Annotated in this window: 17 protein-coding genes; all 17 read right to left on the bottom strand. The window is 64.6% G+C overall.

The window, feature by feature from the left end; all coding sequences use genetic code 11:
* Window positions 1–21: 21 nt before the first annotated feature.
* Window positions 22–1,017, bottom strand: coding sequence for a FecR family protein (locus tag FBZ93_RS35240; protein ID WP_146992006.1), 996 nt, complete (start codon window positions 1,015–1,017; stop codon window positions 22–24).
* An 87-nt stretch (window positions 1,018–1,104) separates the two neighbouring features.
* Window positions 1,105–1,608 (bottom strand): RNA polymerase sigma factor, encoded by a 504-nt coding sequence (locus FBZ93_RS35235; RefSeq protein WP_146992005.1) that lies wholly within the window; start codon window positions 1,606–1,608, stop codon window positions 1,105–1,107.
* Between the two features lie 10 nt (window positions 1,609–1,618).
* Window positions 1,619–2,293 (bottom strand): secretin and TonB N-terminal domain-containing protein, encoded by a 675-nt coding sequence (locus tag FBZ93_RS35230; RefSeq protein ID WP_167529359.1) that lies wholly within the window; start codon window positions 2,291–2,293, stop codon window positions 1,619–1,621.
* Between the two features lie 211 nt (window positions 2,294–2,504).
* A complete protein-coding gene (locus tag FBZ93_RS35225) occupies window positions 2,505–4,793 on the bottom strand; it encodes a nitric oxide reductase activation protein NorD (RefSeq protein ID WP_146992003.1) in 2,289 nt (762 codons plus the stop codon).
* 14 nt (window positions 4,794–4,807) lie between these two features.
* Complete coding sequence (locus FBZ93_RS35220) at window positions 4,808–5,635, bottom strand: CbbQ/NirQ/NorQ/GpvN family protein (RefSeq protein WP_050421909.1); 828 nt, start codon at window positions 5,633–5,635, stop codon at window positions 4,808–4,810.
* Between the two features lie 34 nt (window positions 5,636–5,669).
* Complete coding sequence (locus FBZ93_RS35215) at window positions 5,670–6,689, bottom strand: alpha/beta fold hydrolase (RefSeq protein ID WP_146992002.1); 1,020 nt, start codon at window positions 6,687–6,689, stop codon at window positions 5,670–5,672.
* A 35-nt stretch (window positions 6,690–6,724) separates the two neighbouring features.
* The gene (locus FBZ93_RS35210) at window positions 6,725–8,059 is read right to left on the bottom strand and encodes a purine-cytosine permease family protein (RefSeq protein ID WP_146992001.1); all 1,335 of its coding nucleotides are present in this window, start codon (window positions 8,057–8,059) and stop codon (window positions 6,725–6,727) included.
* A gap of 82 nt (window positions 8,060–8,141) precedes the next feature.
* On the bottom strand, window positions 8,142–9,179 hold the full coding sequence (locus tag FBZ93_RS35205) for an aliphatic amidase (RefSeq protein ID WP_016845713.1): 1,038 nt from the start codon (window positions 9,177–9,179) through the stop codon (window positions 8,142–8,144).
* 29 nt (window positions 9,180–9,208) lie between these two features.
* On the bottom strand, window positions 9,209–9,901 hold the full coding sequence (urtE, locus tag FBZ93_RS35200) for an urea ABC transporter ATP-binding subunit UrtE (RefSeq protein ID WP_146992000.1): 693 nt from the start codon (window positions 9,899–9,901) through the stop codon (window positions 9,209–9,211).
* Window positions 9,894–10,646, bottom strand: coding sequence for an urea ABC transporter ATP-binding protein UrtD (urtD, locus tag FBZ93_RS35195; RefSeq protein ID WP_146991999.1), 753 nt, complete (start codon window positions 10,644–10,646; stop codon window positions 9,894–9,896). The genes urtE and urtD overlap by 8 nt, the downstream gene beginning before the upstream one ends.
* Window positions 10,643–11,782 carry an urea ABC transporter permease subunit UrtC gene (urtC, locus tag FBZ93_RS35190; protein ID WP_146991998.1) on the bottom strand — a complete coding sequence of 380 codons (1,140 nt, stop codon included), beginning with the start codon at window positions 11,780–11,782 and terminating at the stop codon, window positions 10,643–10,645. Before urtC ends, urtD begins: the two co-directional genes overlap by 4 nt.
* A 16-nt stretch (window positions 11,783–11,798) precedes the next feature.
* Window positions 11,799–12,668 carry an urea ABC transporter permease subunit UrtB gene (gene urtB / locus FBZ93_RS35185; RefSeq protein WP_146991997.1) on the bottom strand — a complete coding sequence of 290 codons (870 nt, stop codon included), beginning with the start codon at window positions 12,666–12,668 and terminating at the stop codon, window positions 11,799–11,801.
* 128 nt (window positions 12,669–12,796) lie between these two features.
* Window positions 12,797–14,047, bottom strand: a complete 1,251-nt coding sequence (locus tag FBZ93_RS35180; RefSeq protein ID WP_050421904.1) for a transporter substrate-binding domain-containing protein — start codon at window positions 14,045–14,047, stop codon at window positions 12,797–12,799.
* A 127-nt stretch (window positions 14,048–14,174) separates the two neighbouring features.
* The gene (locus FBZ93_RS35175; RefSeq protein ID WP_146991996.1) at window positions 14,175–14,816 is read right to left on the bottom strand and encodes an ANTAR domain-containing response regulator; all 642 of its coding nucleotides are present in this window, start codon (window positions 14,814–14,816) and stop codon (window positions 14,175–14,177) included.
* Window positions 14,813–15,967 (bottom strand): transporter substrate-binding domain-containing protein, encoded by a 1,155-nt coding sequence (locus FBZ93_RS35170; protein ID WP_198961004.1) that lies wholly within the window; start codon window positions 15,965–15,967, stop codon window positions 14,813–14,815. The genes FBZ93_RS35175 and FBZ93_RS35170 overlap by 4 nt, the downstream gene beginning before the upstream one ends.
* Before the next feature lie 274 nt (window positions 15,968–16,241).
* Window positions 16,242–16,691 carry a Zn-ribbon domain-containing OB-fold protein gene (locus FBZ93_RS35165; RefSeq protein WP_146991995.1) on the bottom strand — a complete coding sequence of 150 codons (450 nt, stop codon included), beginning with the start codon at window positions 16,689–16,691 and terminating at the stop codon, window positions 16,242–16,244.
* Window positions 16,688–17,842, bottom strand: a complete 1,155-nt coding sequence (locus FBZ93_RS35160; RefSeq protein ID WP_246667774.1) for a thiolase C-terminal domain-containing protein — start codon at window positions 17,840–17,842, stop codon at window positions 16,688–16,690. The genes FBZ93_RS35165 and FBZ93_RS35160 overlap by 4 nt, the downstream gene beginning before the upstream one ends.
* Window positions 17,843–17,877: the final 35 nt, after the last annotated feature.

Raw genomic sequence — 17,877 nt, 5'->3', positions numbered from 1 at the left:
GCCGCCCTGCGTGAGGCCTCCTCAGCTCAGCAGCACAATGCCGCCGGGAAGCGTTTTCGCCTTGACGCCAAAGGCTTGCTCGAGCTGCACGAGAACCTCGTCGATCCGGTCGATATGGAAGCGGCCGTTGATCAAATGGGCGTTCAGCCCGGCATTGACGATGAAGATTCGGCCCGATCGGTACCTGTTCACCTCTTCCACCACCTTGGGCAGCGGCGTGTAGCGGAAGACGAGCAAACCCTCTTGCCAGGCCGATTCGACGGCCGGGTCGATCGCAACGATGTCGCTCATGCGCCGCTCGTCGTAGGCGATCTGCTGCCTCTCACGAACAGTGCGGGCATTTCCCTGATGCTCGACGCGGACCTCGCCGCCGAGACAGGTGACGCGCACCTCGGCTCCGAGATAGCGCACGTCGAACGAGGCTTGCGTTGCAACCGCTTGACCGCTCGACGCAATCACGGTCACCGGCCTCGACTGTTGCGGGGTCGTCGCAATCGACGCCTGGCCCGTGATCAACTCGATCCGGCTGCTGTCGCCATGGTCCGGGCGCAGCGCGATGCTGGTCCGCGTGTCCAGGTTGATCGACACGCTGTCGTTCAGCGCTAGCTTGCGCTGCTCTCCGGTCCCCGTCCGGTAGTCCGCAGCAAGCTCGGACCATGACGGCCAGAGCTCGAGCGGGGGACGCAACGTCACCGCTCCGACGGCCGCGGCGGCGGTCGCAAGTCCGCCGCCGAGCACCAGCCTGCGGGTCATCACGCGCCTGGCTTCGCCATCGAGCAGCACGCCAAGCGATGCAGGGTCATAGCGGAGGTTATGGCCGGCGCTGCCGACCGTCTCCCAAAGCTGGCTGGCCTTCGCAAACGCAGTCGCATGGGCTGCGCTCTGCTCGCGCCACACCTGGAACGCATCGGCGTCCTCGACCGTCGCGTCGCCGGACGTCAAGCGCCTGACCCAGGCATGTGCCTCCCGCTCCATTGCGCCGAGCCCCATCGTCGATTTACCGCCTTTGCTCGTCATGCAGGCTTGCCTCGCAGCGCCCCTCGTCTCCGCAGCCGGGTCGTCCGCTTGTCCGTTTGACGTTCGCCATAGCCATCAACCGCACAACTATTTTCCGAGCTTCAGCGCGCAATGTTCCTGGGCGAGGCGGAGTTCCTTCTCGACCAGGCGCAGCGAGACCCCGAGCCGGCGGGCAATTTCCCGCTGCGGCATGCCCTGGAGCCGTGCGGCCAGCAGGATGATCCGGCGCCGCGGCGTCAGTTCCGCGATCGCCTTCTCCAGCGCCTCGATCTCGAAGCGGGCCTCCGCGATCTGACCCGGCCCCGGCGCATCGTCGACAATATGGAGCAGATCCTGAACCTCGTTGTGCGCCAGGCGCCGCTTCTCGGCCCGCTGCCGGTCCATTGCGACGTTGAAGGCCATCCGGAACAGATACGCGGCCGGGCTTTGCACCGCCCCCGCCACTTCGGCCCGGTCGAGACGCACATAGGTGTCCTGCAACGCATCGCTGGCAAGCTCCGCCGAGCCCAGACGACGGCTCAGCCGCAGCTTGAGATCATCGTAGCGGGCAGCCAGGAAGCTGCGGAGCATGGTCCGGTTTGCGTCGCTCATCCCGGCACGCTCAGTTCGCCTCGCCGCCATAGCGGATTGCGTCAATCCCAACGCAGTCCTGCGTCTGTTCCGGCGAACGCGGCGCAACGACCATCGTGAGGGGTTGCGAGATGCCTTGCGGCGGCGCCTCCTTGATTCTCAATCCACGAAGCGTCGTCTCGATCGCGCTATCGATGCGGTCATCGCCGGTCTTGCTCAAAATCTTGGTCTGTTGCACGGATCCTGTTGGAGCGATCCAGAACTGCACGGCGATCCGATACCGCCCCGGCCGCAACAGGCTGTCCCTGCAGAAGGCGTCCCGGACGCGCTCCTGCACTTGCGCATAGTAGCGGGCCCGAATGATCGGATCGCCCTTCCTCGCATCGACGTCAGGCGTCGTCGGCTGGCCGGCGGCTGGAGACGAGGGCACCACCACCAGCGCGTTCTCCGACGTCAGACGGCCGACCAGGCCGGTGCCATCGAGCAGGATCTGCAAGGCTTCGGACGGCGCGAATACGCCCTTCACCTCGCTCGAGCGCCGGCCGGTCGCAAGCCGCGCGTCATAGAGCACCTCACGCCGCGCCGTGGCGCCGTAGCTTTCCAGCGCGGATGTCAGGGCTTGAGACGGAATATCGAAGGTGATGCGCGCCGCCGAAGCGTTCGGGCTCTCTTGTCCCATCGCGAGATCGGCGCCGGCGCCAAGCATGCAGAGGCAGATCAAAACGCACAATCGACAAGCGTCTGAGGGGCGCCCTGCCCGGCCCCTCGAAAGATATCCAATGCTCATCGTGTCCGCGTCGATTGTTCCCAGGCGGGCCGCTGTGTCCAATCTGCAACGTTAGCGTCGAAGTGTGACAGCGGTGCGTAGGCGTGTGGACGACGATCCGGGCCGGCTCCGTGACGGCAGGACCCTCTATTTATTTCTTCAGTTCCGCGTAGAGCTGCATCACCCGGTGCGGCAACACCTCGATGCGCGGTACGCGGAGCGCGTAGCGCTCGCCGAAAATGCGATCGAGCTGGGGAAATCTGTGTTCTCCGACACCGAAGGCAAAAATATCGGTGCCGCGCCGCCGCAATTGCTGCGCGGCCCGGCGCGCGTCCTCCACCAGGTATTGCGGATCGGGCACATCGACGTCGGACGGTTCGCCATCGGTGAGCACCAGCAGCACCTTGCGGAACGCACGTCGTTCCGCAAGGTAGCCCCCGGCATGGCGCAAGGCCGCGCCAAGCCGGGTGGAATGGCTGCTGCCGAGCCCCGCGAGGCGCGAACGCACCACGGCGTCCATCGGCTCCTCAAAGCCCTTGATGCGCAGATAACGCACGCGCTCGCGGCCGTCGGAGCTGAAGCCATGCACCGCGATCGCGTCATTGGCGGCCTCGACCGCCGCCGCCATGATCGCGGCCGCCTTGCGCTCGACGTCGAGAACCGTCCGGCCGCGACGGTCGCGATCAGCGGTCGATTGCGACAGGTCCAACAACAGCAGAATGGCAAGATCGCGCGGCCCCGGCGCATCGCGTTGATAGACTCTCGGCTCGCCGACGCTGCCGGCGCGCCGCTCGATCGTCAGCGCGATCGCCGCGTCGATATCGAGCGCGTCGCCGTCGCGCTGGCCCTTGTGCCTGATACGGCGGCCGATCGACGCGTCGCGAGTCAACCGCGTGATCCAGCGGGTCGTCTCGGTGTCCGTCGGCAGCTCGAACGGCTGCGCGGAGACCGCGGCATCAGCCTCCAGGATCGTCGTCCAGTCCGCCCGCTCGGTCCGCGCGGCGTAGTCCCATTCCGGATAGGTGGCGACCGGAAATCCGTCCAGCAGCGTGACCGCGCTGGCCTTCGCGCGCAGCGTCTCGTCGGGCCTTGCGTTGTCGTCGGTGGACTGTCCATCGGCGTCCTCGCGACGCTCCATGCGCACGGAATCGACCGCAAGTTCGATCGTCTCGGTCGGACTGTCCGGCTGATCGCCAAAATCCCACAGCGCCAGATTATCGTCGCGGTAAGCGGGCTCGACGACGTAGCTCTTGGCGTTGAACTGCAGCCGCATCTGGCCGATGTCGTTGCCGAGCAGCCCGCCGATCTCGCGGCTGATGGCGGGATCCGTCCAGCGGCCGGCGGCAGCGGCAAACAATTGTTGTCCCTTGTTCACCCACGCATCCGGATCCCGATAGTCCGGATCGATCAGCGCGCGCGCCAGTCGCATCATCAGTCCGGCCGCGGTTGCCTGGCCGGATGGCGTCGCGCTGTGAAACGGCAGCCACAACCGGCGCAGCCCAGGCATCTCGCGCAGCGCCAGCGTCTCGACCCTGGCATCCTCGATCAGCGAGACCAGCGCGATCTGCAATGCCTTCAGTCGCCCCACGGGAAAGCGGACGGCGGAATGCACGAGGTGGGCTCCGGCATGCGCGACCGCCGCGAGATAGATGGTGTCCGCCGCCTCGCCCGCAAAGCCGGGAAAGGTCTCGGGGAGACCGATGAAGCCGGCAGCGAGCGAGGTGCGCCGCGGCACCGGCGTCGGCGCAACGGCAAGCTTGCGGAAGCGAGGCTTTCTGTTCCACAGCGCGATCGTTGTTGCAGCGAGGCGCTTCTCCAGCCGTGCAAAGTCATCGCCGGTTCGCCCCACCGCGAACAGCCGTACCGAAAGCGGATCGTCGAGCGCGAAATAGGCACGCCGGCGCGATGCGCGACCGCCGCTTGCGCGCAAGCCTGCGGAGACCCAGGCGGAGAAGTCATCAGCCCCGGCATGCGCCAGCAGCGGCTCCAGCCGGCCGATCGCAAGGCCGACCGATTCCGGACCCGCATCTGCGAGTTGGCGGAGCGCAGCGAGAACGGCGGTGAGTTCTCCAGGACCGGCAAGCCGCGGCAGCACCTTGGACAATTCGGTCAGCAACCCATGGGCGGCACGGCTTCCGGCGCCGCGGCCGATATCGCCGGCGGCGCGCCCGACCGCGATCAGATCATCGATCGATCGCTGCGCCGGCCATTGCTCCGATAACCGCAGAAAGCCCAAAACGACGGCATGGCCAAGATTGGCCCCGAACAGGTCGTGGACCGCCTCGTCCCAGGCCGCGAGGTGATCAATCGCCCCTGCGCGCTGCAATGCGGCCCGCGCCGCCTGCACGGCCGAGCCGATCTCATCGTGGCCGCGCAGCAGTGCCGCAAGCCGGCGTCCGGATCGGAAGCTATCGAGCGAACTGATTTGCGCGACCGCCACCTGCGAGCGTCCATTCACGCAGAGGCCGAGATCACGTCGCGCAACGTGTTCCTGGTGTCCGCATCATCGGTCAACGGGACCACGATCGTGGTCTCGCAGGCCTTTTCAAGGCTGATGCCGCAGCCGATCAGGCGGCCGGCATTGACCAGCATCCGGGTCGACGCGCCTTCATCGAGCCCCTGGCCCTTCAAATTGCGGCTGTGCTGGGCGATCTTCACCAGGAGGTCGGCAAGGTTCGGTTCGATGCCGGCCTCGCGCGACACCACCTCGGTTTCCGCAGAGCGGTCGGGATAGCCGAAATCCAGCGCCGCGAAGCGCTGCTTGGTCGACTCCTTGAGGTCCTTGATCGCGCTCTGGTAGCCCGGATTGTAGGAAATCACGAGCTGGAAGTCGGAATGGGCGTGGATCAGCTCGCCCCGCTTTTCCAGCGGCAGCACCCGGCGGTCGTCGGTCAAGGGATGGATCACGACCGTGGTGTCCTGCCGCGCCTCGACGATCTCGTCGAGGTAGCAGATCGCGCCGAGACGCACGGCCGTCGTCAGCGGCCCGTCGCTCCACACCGTCCCCTCCGCATCGAGCAGCCAGCGTCCGACCAGATCCGCCGCCGTCATGTCCTCGTGACAGGCGACCGTGATGAGCGGACGGCCGAGCCGCCAGGCCATGTATTCGATGAAGCGGGTCTTGCCGCAGCCGGTGGGGCCTTTCAGCATCACCGGCATGCGGTTCGCATAGGCCGCACCGAACAGTTCGACCTCATCCTTGAGCGGCCGGTAATACGGCTCCTGGCGGATGCGGTACTGGTCGAGCAGCAAAGCGGGATTGGACAAGCTCACGCCTCCCATGATCGCGCAGGCAGCCGTTCGCAATCGTTCGAACTCACGATGCGAGCAATTCCTTGAGCTTGGTATCGATGAAGGCGACATCGACGGGGTTGGTCCCCGGCCCGCCCGCGAAGTGACCCCAGATCGACGGCACCGGCACGAACTTGGCGTTCGGCATGTTCGCGACCTCGTTCTCGCTGTCTTCAGGCGGGAAGTAGAGATCGGTCTGCCCCGGCATGACATAGGTCTTGGCCTTGATCGCCTGCAGCGCAGCCTTGAAGTCGCCGTTGTAGATCTCGTTGGCGCTGATGTCGCCGTTCTGCCAGGTCCACAGCATGGTGAGCAGATTGTTGGGATCCTTCGGCAGGAAGAAGCCTTCCCAGAACGCCACCAGGAAATCCTCCAGCGACGAATAGCCCATCGTCTTGATGTCGAGCTGCTCACGATAGAACGCCTGCGAAAAGCCCCAGCCGGCATAGACCCGCGCGGCGGCGCGCAGGCCGCGGGCCGGCTTGTCGGTGTACCAGCCCTCCTTCCAGGCGGCATCCGCCGTCAGCGCAGCCTTGACGCCCTCGAGGAACACATAATTGTGCCGCGAGCATTTGGCCGAGCCGCAGAACGGCGCCAAGAGATCCATCATGTCGGGATAGAGCGCACCCCAATGGAACGTCTGCAACGCGCCCATCGACCAGCCGACCACCAGGCGGATGTGCTTGATGCCGAACTTCTCGGTCACCAGCCGGTGCTGGGCGCGCACATTGTCATAAGCCGTCACCTGTGGGAACCGCGGCCCGTTATACGGCTCCGGCGTGTTGCTCGGCGATGACGACAGGCCGTTGCCGAGCATGTTGGGGATGATGATGAAGTACTTCGCCGGATCGAGCGCCATGCCCGGACCGATCAGCCACTCATTGTCGTAGTGCTGGCCGGAGTACCAGGTCGGATAGACGATCACATTGTCCTTGGCCGCGTTGAGCTGGCCGAACGTCTTGTAGGCGAGCTTGCAGTCGCGGATGGTCGCGCCGCACTGCAAGGTCAGATTGCCGAGATCATAGATCTGATAGTCGACGCTCATTTGATGTACCCTTCTTGCTTGATTGAGCTGATCGCTTAGGCGGGGCGCGCCACCTTTTCGGTCGAAGATTCCACCCGCGCGATCGCCCCGTACACGACGCCGGCGACCAGCGCGGCTGAGATCGCAGTGGACAGCCCCGGCATCAGGTTTTCAACTGCAAAGGCGCACAGCGACCCGATGCCCCAGGCGATGAACGGCTTCGCACGCCAGTCCGTGTCCGCGCGCGCCTCGGTGCGCAGCAGATACTGATCGACCAGGATGATCGCCCCGATCGGCGGCACCAGAATGCCGAGCAGCGACAGCCACTGGATGAAGAACGCCCAGACATTGCCCGCGGCGACGACAATGCCGATGGCGCCGAGAATCACGGCCATCAGCCGCATGTTGGTGCCAAGGATCCGCGACCAGCCGGTCGCCGCGTTGTAAAGGCAGTGCGAGCACACCGATCCGAGATTGGTGTAGAGGAAGATGAATGCGAGAATGCTGAGCCAGGTCAGCTGCTTGCCGTTCATGAAGCCGAACATGTTGTCGACACCGAACGGATTGGCGTTCGGCACGGCGAGCGCAGCCGTCATCACGCCGCCGACCAGCATCGCCACCAGGTTGGCGAACGGAAACGCGCTGAACGTGGCGAACAGCGATGCCCGCGGGCTCGGCGCCCAGCGGTTGAAATCCGCCGTCACCGTCCCGGCGTCGATGAACAGCGCCAGCACCACCGTGAGGCCGACGCCCATCGACATGCTGGCCACGCCATTGTTGCCGGCATAGCTGAAGATCGCCGCCGACGTCGTGGTCGACGCAGCATCGGCGGCGACCCAGAGGCCGAGCACGACAAACAGCGGCACCGACGCCAGCCCGATATAGTGCAATCCCTTCACCCCGACGAAGGTGATCCCGATATAGAGCACGCCGGCGACGATGGTCATCGCCACATAGTTGAGGCCGTAAGTCGAGGAGATCAGTGCGCCGGTGATGCCGGTCTGCACCGCGTACCAGCCGAGCAGCAGGGTCGATAGCAGGCCCGACGCCAGCACATAGCCCTTCTTGCCGAATACGATGCTCGCGATCAGCGCGAAGTTCATGCCGCGCCGCGTGCCGATCAGGCCGAGCGCGCCGACATAGGCGAACATGATCAGATTGCCGATGATCATCGCCACCAGCGCATTCTTGAACCCCATGCCCAGCACCAGCAGCGATCCCGTCATCGCGCCGGTGATGATCATCGGAAAGCCCAGCCACACCATGGTGACCGAGAAGGCGCTGCGCCGGGCAGTCATTGGCACCGGCTCGTGCTCGAATTCATGACCGAGAAGGTCGTCGATCTGCCCCTCGGCCTGATGAACCAGTCCGTTATTCGCTTGGCTGCTCATGGTAACCCCCGTTTCCCCTTGCAACAGTTTTCAGAACCGCGCCGGCGCAAATGATCGCGCCGGCACGGCTCCACTTCTCCGATCAACGATGTGCGACTTTCTGGTTCGGAATGCCCTCGATCGGACATTCGTCGGTCCCGACCGTCGGACGGGTCATGGCCTCGACCATCTCCCGCGTGCCTTCGGGGTCCGTGATCCAGTTCTTGTAGAAGGTGTACGGGCAGACCGCGTGGCCGCGGTCACCGTCTCCGGAGTTGATGAGGCCGGTGTAGCCGCGGTGCATCAGCTTGAAGAGATGGTTCTGCGACTGCATGTTGCGGCGGGCGTCGCGGATCAGCGACACCGAAAGCTGCGCGTACTGGATGCCGTTCTCCTCAGTGCCGCACTCGCCGAGCGTCCGCCCGTCGAAGCCGATCAGCGCCGAATGGCCGAAATAGGAATAGACGCCGTCGAAGCCGGACGCGTTGGCGACCGCGACGTAGCAGTTGTTGGCCCAGGCCATCGACTTCGAGATCTGGATCTGCTGCTCCTTGGCCGGATACATGTAGCCCTGGCAGCGCACGATCAGCTCAGCCCCGCGCATCGCGCAATCACGCCAGATCTCCGGGTAGTTGCCGTCGTCGCAGATGATCAGGCTGATCTTCAGGCCCTTCGGCCCTTCCGAGACGTAGGTGCAGTCGCCCGGATACCACCCCTCGATCGGCACCCACGGCATGATCTTGCGATACTTCTGGACGATCTCACCCTTGTCGTTCATCAGGATCAGGGTGTTGTACGGCGCCTTGTTGGGGTGCTCCTCGTGGCGCTCGCCGGTCAGCGAGAATACGCCCCAGACCTTGGCCTTGCGGCAAGCGTCGGCGAAGATGCGGGTCTCCTCACCCGGCACCGACGACGCCGTCTCGTACATCTCCTTGGAGTCGTACATGATGCCGTGGGTCGAGTATTCCGGGAAGATCACGAGATCCATGCCCGGCAGGCCGAGCTTCATGCCCTCGACCATCTTGGCGATGTTGCGCGCGTTATCCAGCACCTCGGCCTTGGTGTGCAGACGCGGCATCTTGTAATTGACCACGGCAACGCCGACCGTGTCCTTGCTGCTCGATATATCTCCATGCAACATGTCTCGACTCCCTTTCCTGATAATTCCCGCTACACGGCCATGTGCAGCTGGATGAGATCATCGGTGAGCTCACCGATCGCGCCCTTGGCGACGACGCGTCCCTTTTCGAGCAGCGCGAAGCGGTGAGACGCACGCCGCGCGAACGCGACATTCTGTTCGACCAGCACGACCGTGATGCCGCGCTCGCGGTTGAGCCGCGTGATCACGTCCTCGATCTGCTCGACGATGTTCGGCTGAATGCCCTCGGTCGGCTCGTCCAGCAGGATGACCTTGGGCTGGGCGAGCAGCGCACGCGCGATCGCGAGCTGCTGCTGCTGGCCCCCGGAGAGATTGCCGCCGTAGCGATTGAGAAAATCCTTGAGCACCGGAAACAGCTCGAACACCCACTCCTCGATGCCGCCAGCCGATTTCGCCGCGAAGGTTCCGAGCGTCAGATTCTCGCGCACGGTGAACTTGGGCAGGATGCCGCGGCCCTGCGGCACATAGGCGATGCCGGCCTTGGCGCGCTGATAGGTCCGCAGCGGCGAGATGTCGGCGCCGTCGAGCGACAGGCGTCCGGTGACCCGGTCCATCAGGCCGAGAATGCTGCGCATCAGCGTGGTCTTGCCGACCCCGTTGCGACCGAGCACCGAGAGGAATTCGCCGTTGCCAACCATCAGGTTGATGCCCTGCAGGGCGCGGCTGTTGCCGTAGAACGCGTCGATGTCGGTCAGCTCAAGCATGGCTGATGCCTCCCGATCCGAGATAGGCGCGGCGCACTTCCGGATGCGCCTCCACTTCCGCCGCGGTGCCCTCAGCCAGCATCTGGCCCATGTGCATGACGGAGATGATGTCGCCGATCGCCTTGACGAAGCCCATGTCGTGCTCGACCACGATCAGCGTGTGCTTGCCCTTCAGCCGCGCGAACAGCTCGGCGGTCTTGCGGGTTTCCTGGGCCGTCATGCCCGCGGTCGGCTCGTCCATCAGGATCAGCTCGGCGTCCTGCGCGACCAGCATGCCGATCTCGAGCCACTGGGTCTGGCCGTGCGACAGATAGGCGGCCGGGCGGTCGAGCTGCTCGGTGAGCCCGACCAGCTCGGCAAGACGTTCGATGTCTTCGCGCCCGGAGTTGCCGATATTCCAGCGCAAATTGCCGAGCACCGAGGTGCGGCGTGCGCGTGCCACGTCGAGATTCTCGCTGACCGAAAGCTCCCGGAACACGCTCGGCACCTGAAACTTGCGGCCGACGCCGGCGCGGGCGATCTCGTATTCCTCGAGATCCTGCAGCGCGGTGCCGTCAAAGCTGACGGTGCCGGCGCTCGGCTTGACCTTGCCGCAGATGATGTCGAGCGCCGTGGTCTTGCCGGCGCCGTTGGGTCCGATCAGGCAGCGCAGCTCACCCTTGCGCACGCTCATGTTGAGCGCGTTGAGCGCCTTGAAGCCGTTGAAGCTGACCGAGACGTCACGGAGATCGAGGTGCGGGCTCATGTGCTGCCCTCCGTCTGGCCGACGCCTTGGGCAACGCCGCGGCCAGCGGCCTGGCGGCGCTGCACGATCCAGCGCCATACGACCTGCGCGAGGCCGGCGAGCCCCTTCGGCAGGAACAGCACGACGAGCACGAACAGCGCGCCCATCACCAGCGTCCAGGTTTCCAGGAACGCCGCGGATTCCGACAGCGCGCCCTGCATGCCCGCCACCAGCACCGCGCCGAGGAACGCGCCGACGAGGCTCTGCCGGCCGCCGACGGCGCACCACACCACCACCGAAAGTGAAAGCTGCACGCCGAGGAAGGTCGGCGAGGCAAACTCCATCACGACCGTGTAGAGCATGCCGGCAAGGCCCGCGATCGCGGCCGAGAGCGCGAACACGAAGATCTGGTAGAGCGCGACGTCGTAGCCGAAATAGCGCACCCGGCTCTCATGGTCGCGGATCGCCTGCACGATCAGGCCGGCCTTGGTCCTGGTGAAGGCAAAGGCCACCAGCAGGCTGAGCAGCACGCAACTCGCCACGAGGTAATAGGTTGCGCGGCCATAGGCATCGAACGCGACGCCGAAGATCTCGAGCTGGGCGAGATCGGTGATGCCGTTGAAGCCGCCGGTGTAGCTCTGCTGGTCGATGATCACGAGATTGATCACCACCATGGTGGCGAGCGTGATGATCGAGACATAGACGCCGGTGACGCGTCCGCGGAACATGAACCAGCCGAGTGCCGCCGCAACCAGTGCCGGCACGATCAGGCCCGCGGCGATCGCGAAGGTGAGCGAGCGGAACGGCTCCCAGAACCACGGCAGATGCTGGACGTTGTTCCAGACCATGAAGTCCGGCAGCCCGCTGGCCCCCGTGTGCACCGGAACGGTCTTGAGCTTCAGCGCCATCGCCATGGCGTAGGAGCCGAGCCCGAAACTCATCGCCTGGCCGAGATTGAGGATGCCGCCGAATCCCCAGGACAGCCCGAGCGATATTGTAAGGATGCCGAGCACCAGATAGCGCGCGACCTTGTTGAGCAGGAAGTCGTTGTTGAGCAGCACCGGCAGCGCGAACACGATCGCGCAGACGATCAGCAGAGGTGCGAGCTGCGCGATCAGGCGCTGCAATCCGCTGGAGTGAGGAGCATTCGACGGCATAGATGAGCGATCTGTCTCAGGCCCGCACGCGTGCGGTGAAAAGCCCTTCGGGGCGGAAACGGATGAGGACGACGATGGCGAGCAGCACGATCGCCTTGGCGACCGTGTCGTTCTGCAGGAAGGCTATGCCGCCGGAGAGCTCGCCGAGGATGAAGGCGCTCGCCACGGTGCCGGCGAGGCTCTGCACGCCGCCGAGCACCACCACCATGAAGGCATCGACCACGTAACCGGTGCCCATATCGGGCGACACGCTCTTGAGCGGCGACACCAGCGCGCCGGCAAGACCCGCGAGGCCCGCACCGTAAGCGAATGTCAACGCGTAGACCCGCTTGGCGTTGATGCCGAACGAGGCGGCGACCGAGCGGTCCTGGATGATGGCACGCAGCTTCATCCCGACCGTGGTGCGGTTCATCAGCAACCAGGTCGCCCCGAACAACGCGATCGACGCGACGAACAGGAACACCCGATATGACGACACCGAGATGCCGAACACGTCCATGCTGTCGGACAGCGCCGGCGGCAGCTGCACGTAGCGCAGCTCGCTGCCGACCGATAGCCGCACCGCCTGCTGCAGCATGATGCCGACGCCCCAGGTCGCAAGGATCGTATCCAGCGGCCGGTTGTTGAGCAGGCTGAGGACGTAGCGCTCGATGACCCAGCCGAATGCGGCAACCACCAGGAAGATCGGAACCAGGCTCGCCAGCAGGCCGAGCCCGAGATAGGTGTGGAACACCCAGGCGGCGTAAGCGCCGAGCATCACGAACTCGCCATGGGCGAGATTGATGATGCCCATCGAGCCGTAGATGATCGACAGGCCGAGCGCGACCAGCAGCAGGATCGACCCGATGCTGAGGCCCGTGACGATTTGTTCGATGAATTGGTCCACGTCGGGATCCGCTCTTCACAGTGGTTTCGTGCGCCCTGCCCCTCGCATCCATTCATGCGCGAGGCCGCATTCGTTTCGGGACGCTGGCCGCCGGCGCCGCACGCCGACGGCCCGCGTCAGCCCCGCCGTCAGCTCTTCTCGACCAGGCCCTTCTCGGTGCAGGACTGCCCGGGATAGGCCGCATAAGGCACCGGCTTCAGCCACTCCTTGGCCTCGACGAGAATCTCGAACTGGCCGTTTGATTTGGCCTGCGCGATCTTCGGCCACAGCCAGGTGTGCAGATTCTCCGGCTCGATCTCGACCTTGCCCTGCGGCGCAATCATGCTCTGGCCCTTGACCGCGTCGCGGATGTTCGGCGGCGTGAGATCGCTGGTCGCGAGCTTCTCGACCGCCTGCTTGAACAGATAGGTCTGGAAGTAGCAGGCCTCCGACACGAAATGCGTCACCTTGTCGGCGCCCCAGCGCTTCTTGTAGGCCTCGACGAATTTCTCGTTCTCAGGCGACTTGTGCACCATGAAGTACGGCGCCGAGGTGAAGTGACCGGCGGCAGCCTCACCGCCCATCGCCGCGACCTCGTTCTCTGATGTCGTCAGGCTCGCCATCGGCATCTTCTCGGGATCGAGGCCAGCGGCCTTGTACTGACGATGCAGCGCGACCACGGAATCGCCGACCACGGTGGAGAAGATCACGTTCGGCTGCGTCGAGCGGATCTTGTTGATGACGGACGAGAATTCGGAATGGCCGAGCGGCACATATTCTTCCGCCACGACCTCGCCGCCGAGCTTCTCGAGCAGCTTCTTGCAGTAGTTGTTCTCTTCCTTCGGATAGATGTAGTTGGAGCCGATCAGATAGAATTTCTTGCCGAATTTCTTGACCAGCCAGGGCACGAACTCGTCCTGCTGCTGGTTCGGCACCGCGCCGGTGTAGATGACGTTCTTCGAACACTCGCGGCCTTCATAGAGCGTCGGGTACCAATAGAGATTGTTCTGCCGCTCGAACACCGGGAGCACCGCCTTGCGGCTCGCCGAGGTGTAGGAGCCGAACACGCTGACGCATTTGTCGCCGACGACGAGCTTGCGCGCCTTCTCCGAGAAGGTCGCCGGATCGGACGCAGGATCCTCGACGATCGGCACGATCTTGCTGCCCTTGATGCCGCCGGCGGCGTTGATTTCCTCGATCGCGAGCAGCGTCGCCTTGTTGAGCGATTCCTCGATGATCGCGGTCGTTCCGGTCAGCGAGAACAGCACGCCGACCTTGATCTCGCCGCCCGCGGCGTAAGCGAGGTCGGCGTTCTTGATCCAGATGTGCGGCAGTCCGGCGCCGGCAAATGCGCCAAGCGCCGCGGTATTCCTCAGCAAAGTCCGCCGTGAAATGCTCATCCCTTGCTCCCTTCAGGACTGAAAAAACAAAAAGCCCTCCCGATGCGCGCTTACGCGAGCATTGGGAGGGCTTTGTTGCCGGTTGTGTCGAAGGCGGCGCTGTCGCCGCCGGCCCCGCTATTGGGGCTTACTGTTGATGATCGTAGCCAAGCAGTTCGAACGAGTCAACAATCGCCGCGGCGACTGCGCTTGCCGACACGCGACGATCCATCGCCTGCCGTCTGATGAAGCCGTAGGCTTCGGTTTCCGGCATCTGCCGCGTCGCCATCAGGATGGCCTTGGCGCGCTCCACCGTGCGCATCGAGCGCAGATTGTCGTCGAGCTTCTCGATCTTGCTGCGCAGCCGCCGCTCGTAGCCAAACTGGCTGCGCGCCAGCACGAGGCTCGACAGCACCGCATTCTGCGTGAACGGCCGCGGCAGCACGGCGTTGGGCGTCGCGTGACACAACGCGTCGGCGTGAACGGCTTCCGTCGCCGGCAGGATCACGACCAGCGCCGAACGCGCATCGCCGGGAATCCACGGCAGGCGCCGCGCCAGATCGGGAGAATATTCGCAGTACACCACGTCGGCATCGGCCGGCACGCTTTCCGGCATCGGCCAGACCTGACGCACCCGCATCCGGAAGCGCTGCAACTCGCGCAGCAGCATGCCGACCTGATCGTCGACCGGTGCGACCACGACCGCCGAGAGATCGGCAAGCTCCTGAACCATGGTCTTGCGTCCGCCGACGTCTCGGCTCAGCTGCGGCTTACGCGACTGCTCGTTCATTGGACGCTTCCTGTTTGCGTTGCACGACCATATCCGATCAGGAACGGATCCGCATGCACCGGCTCTTTTGATTGGCTGACGACATCGAACTGCCCCTGGCGGTTGGCGCGCCCGATGCGTGTCCAGAGATCAGTATGCCCCGACATCGGGTTGACGGTAACAGCACCTTGCGGTGCATCGAAGCTGGTGCCGAACACCATGGAGCGGAGCACTTCGGTGTCGAGCGAATTGACCTGCTCGAGCGCCTTCGCAAACAGATGCAGCTGGAAATAGGACGCCTCGGCGCACATGTTGGTCGAGATGTCGGCGCCGAACCGCTTCTTGAAGCGCTGCACAAACGCGTTGTTCGCGCTGCCCTCCACGCCCTGGAAATAGGATGCCGCGGTCACGTGCCCTTCGCCGACGTCGAAGCCCATGGCGGCGATTTCGGCTTCCGTCGTGGTCAGGCTGGCGATCGGGACCTGCTTCGGATCGAGCCCGACATTGGCATAGGCCTGATAGAGAAACACCGTTCCCTCGCCGACGACGGTCGAGAAGATCACGTCGGGCCTGACACGCTTGATGTCCTGGATGATCGGGACGAAGTCCTGCCAGCGCGCGTAGACATTGACGTAGCGTTCGCCAACGACCGAGCCGCCGTTGCTCTTCAGCAGCTCCCGCATCACCCGGTTGGACTCGCGCGGATAGATGTAGTCCGAACCCACGAAATAGAATCGTGTTCCGAACGTATCCATCAGATAGCGGCACAGCGCGAGGCTGTTCTGGTTCGGCGAGGCGCCGGTGTAGATGACGTTCGGCGACGCCTCGAACCCCTCATAGAGCGTCGGATACCAAAGCAGGCCGTTCAGCCGCTCGACGACCGGCAGCACCGCCTTGCGGCTCGACGAGGTGTAGCAGCCGAATATAGTGCTGACCTGATCCTCGACCATCAACCGTTTGGCGTAGTGGCCATAAGCGGCCGAATCCGAGCCGGGGTCGTAGGCGACGGGAACCAGCTCGCGGCCGCAGACCCCGCCCGCCTCGTTCACCTCCTCGATCGCAAGCTGCGTGCCCTGATACTGAGTTTCCTCGATCACCGACATGAAGCCGGTTCGCGAAAACAGGACTCCTATCCGCCACGGAGCGGAGGTCGCTTGGGTAGGATTCGACATGATCAGGCCCTCGACAGAATTGGAGGGACGAGAGGGATTATTGTTCTTGTTGCTCTCGAACAGCATTGCCGGGAGCGGAAGATTGCATGTCATCTGCCGCGAGACAAGGACCCTCGCAGCTCATCCTGTCAGCGACGCTGACGCGAAAGCAGGCAGACCGGATGTCACCCGCGACGGATCACAGGTGCAGCGGATCGTGGATCAGCTATCTCCGGTAGCCGCACGATCGATTGCCCGTACCAGGCGCAGGGATGGATAGTAACTCCGGGGAAACCTACGGCCGGCGCCATTGCAGCAAGGAGTAAGGCGGATCCTGCTCCGGGTGATGCTCGAAGACCCCTTCGACATCGGCGCCGATGGCAACCGCCTGTTCGGGATCGCCGAGCAGATTGCCGACCATGCGAATGCCGCCGGCATGCGGCAGTTCGACAAGCACCGCGATGTAGGGTCCATGGCCCTTGAGCGCCGCATGCGACGGATGCCACGCACGTTCCCAGCTGTAGATTCGCCCGCGCGGCTCGACCTCGGTCCAGGCCGGGTCGAAGGCGTGGCAGCGATGGCAGAGCCATTCGGGTCCGAATTGCCAATTGTTGCAGCGACCGCAGCGTTGCACCAAGAGCTTGCCCTGACGCAATCCCTCCCAGTAAGGCGCAGACAGGCCGTCAGGTTCTGCAACCGGGATCGGCAGACCTGCCGGGAGATAGCGCGTGCTCGGGTTGCTCACAGGGTGGCCTCCGAACCCAGAATGAGATTGCTCGCGGGAGAGACCATCGGACCACCGATCACCAATGCGACGTCGCTGCGCCGAGCCTGGCTGGTCGACATGCCGCGCACCTGGCGAACCGCCTCGAGGACGAGCTCGAAACCGTGCATGTAGCAATCGGCGAGGTTGCCGCCGCTGGTGTTGAGCGGCAGCGGCCCGGACGGCGCGATCAGGTTCTCGAAGGTCAGGAAGTCGTTGGCCTCCTCGGGCTTGAAGAAGCCGTGCTCCGCCAGCGCCATCACGACACCGCCGGTGAAATTCTCGTACGCCTGGACCACGCCGACATCTGATGGCCCCACCCCGGCCATGCGATAGAGATCGGGCGCGACGGTGTCGAAACTCGCGGTGGCGTAGAGCGGCGCGTTGTGCGCCGTCGCCGCCGCGCGATGTCCGGACCCGAAGGCGGCACCGAGCAGATAGGCCGGCTTGTGCCGGAATTCCTTGGCGCGCTCCGCCGAGACCAGCACCAAGGCCGCTGCGCCGTCATTTTCCATGCAGCAATCGTAGAGATGGAACGGCTCCACGATCCAGCGCGAGGCATCATATTTCTCGACGTCCAGCGGCTTGCCGTGCATCACGGCACGCGGGTTGGCCTGGGCATGGTGATAGGAGGCGAGCGCAATCGCCCGCAACGCCTCCTGCCGCACGCCGTGCTCGTGCATGTAGCGCTGCACCCGCATGGCAAAGCGCTGCGGCGGCGCCAGCACACCATAAGGCATCAAATAGGATCGTTCGCCTGAAACGGTGTGAATGCCGCCCGCCTGCCCGAACCGGCCATACTGGCCCTGCGCCAGCGAGCGGAACACCACGACGCAATCGGCGAGGCCCGCGACGATTGCGGCCGCCGCATTGCCAACCGCGGCACAGCAACCGCCGCCGCCTCCGCCCCATTGCATGGTCGCCGAACGCAATCGATGCGTCCCCAACGCCGCGGCCAGCCGCGAGGCCTCGCTGCGATCGTCGCTGTAGGACGAAAACCCATCGATCTCGCGGGGATCGAGCCCGGCGTCCTCGCACGCCGCCAGAATGGCCTTCAGCGCCAGCTTGAATTCCGGGTCGGGCGACGCGCCATGGCGATAGTATTCGGTTTCACCAATTCCGATGACCGCCACACAGCCTCGCAGTGTCCGCTCGTTCCGCGCGCCCC

The sequence above is a fragment of the Bradyrhizobium macuxiense genome (genome assembly GCF_007993935.1).
GTDB lineage: Bacteria > Pseudomonadota > Alphaproteobacteria > Rhizobiales > Xanthobacteraceae > Bradyrhizobium > Bradyrhizobium macuxiense_A.
This window is presented reverse-complemented; position numbering and strand designations above follow the sequence as displayed.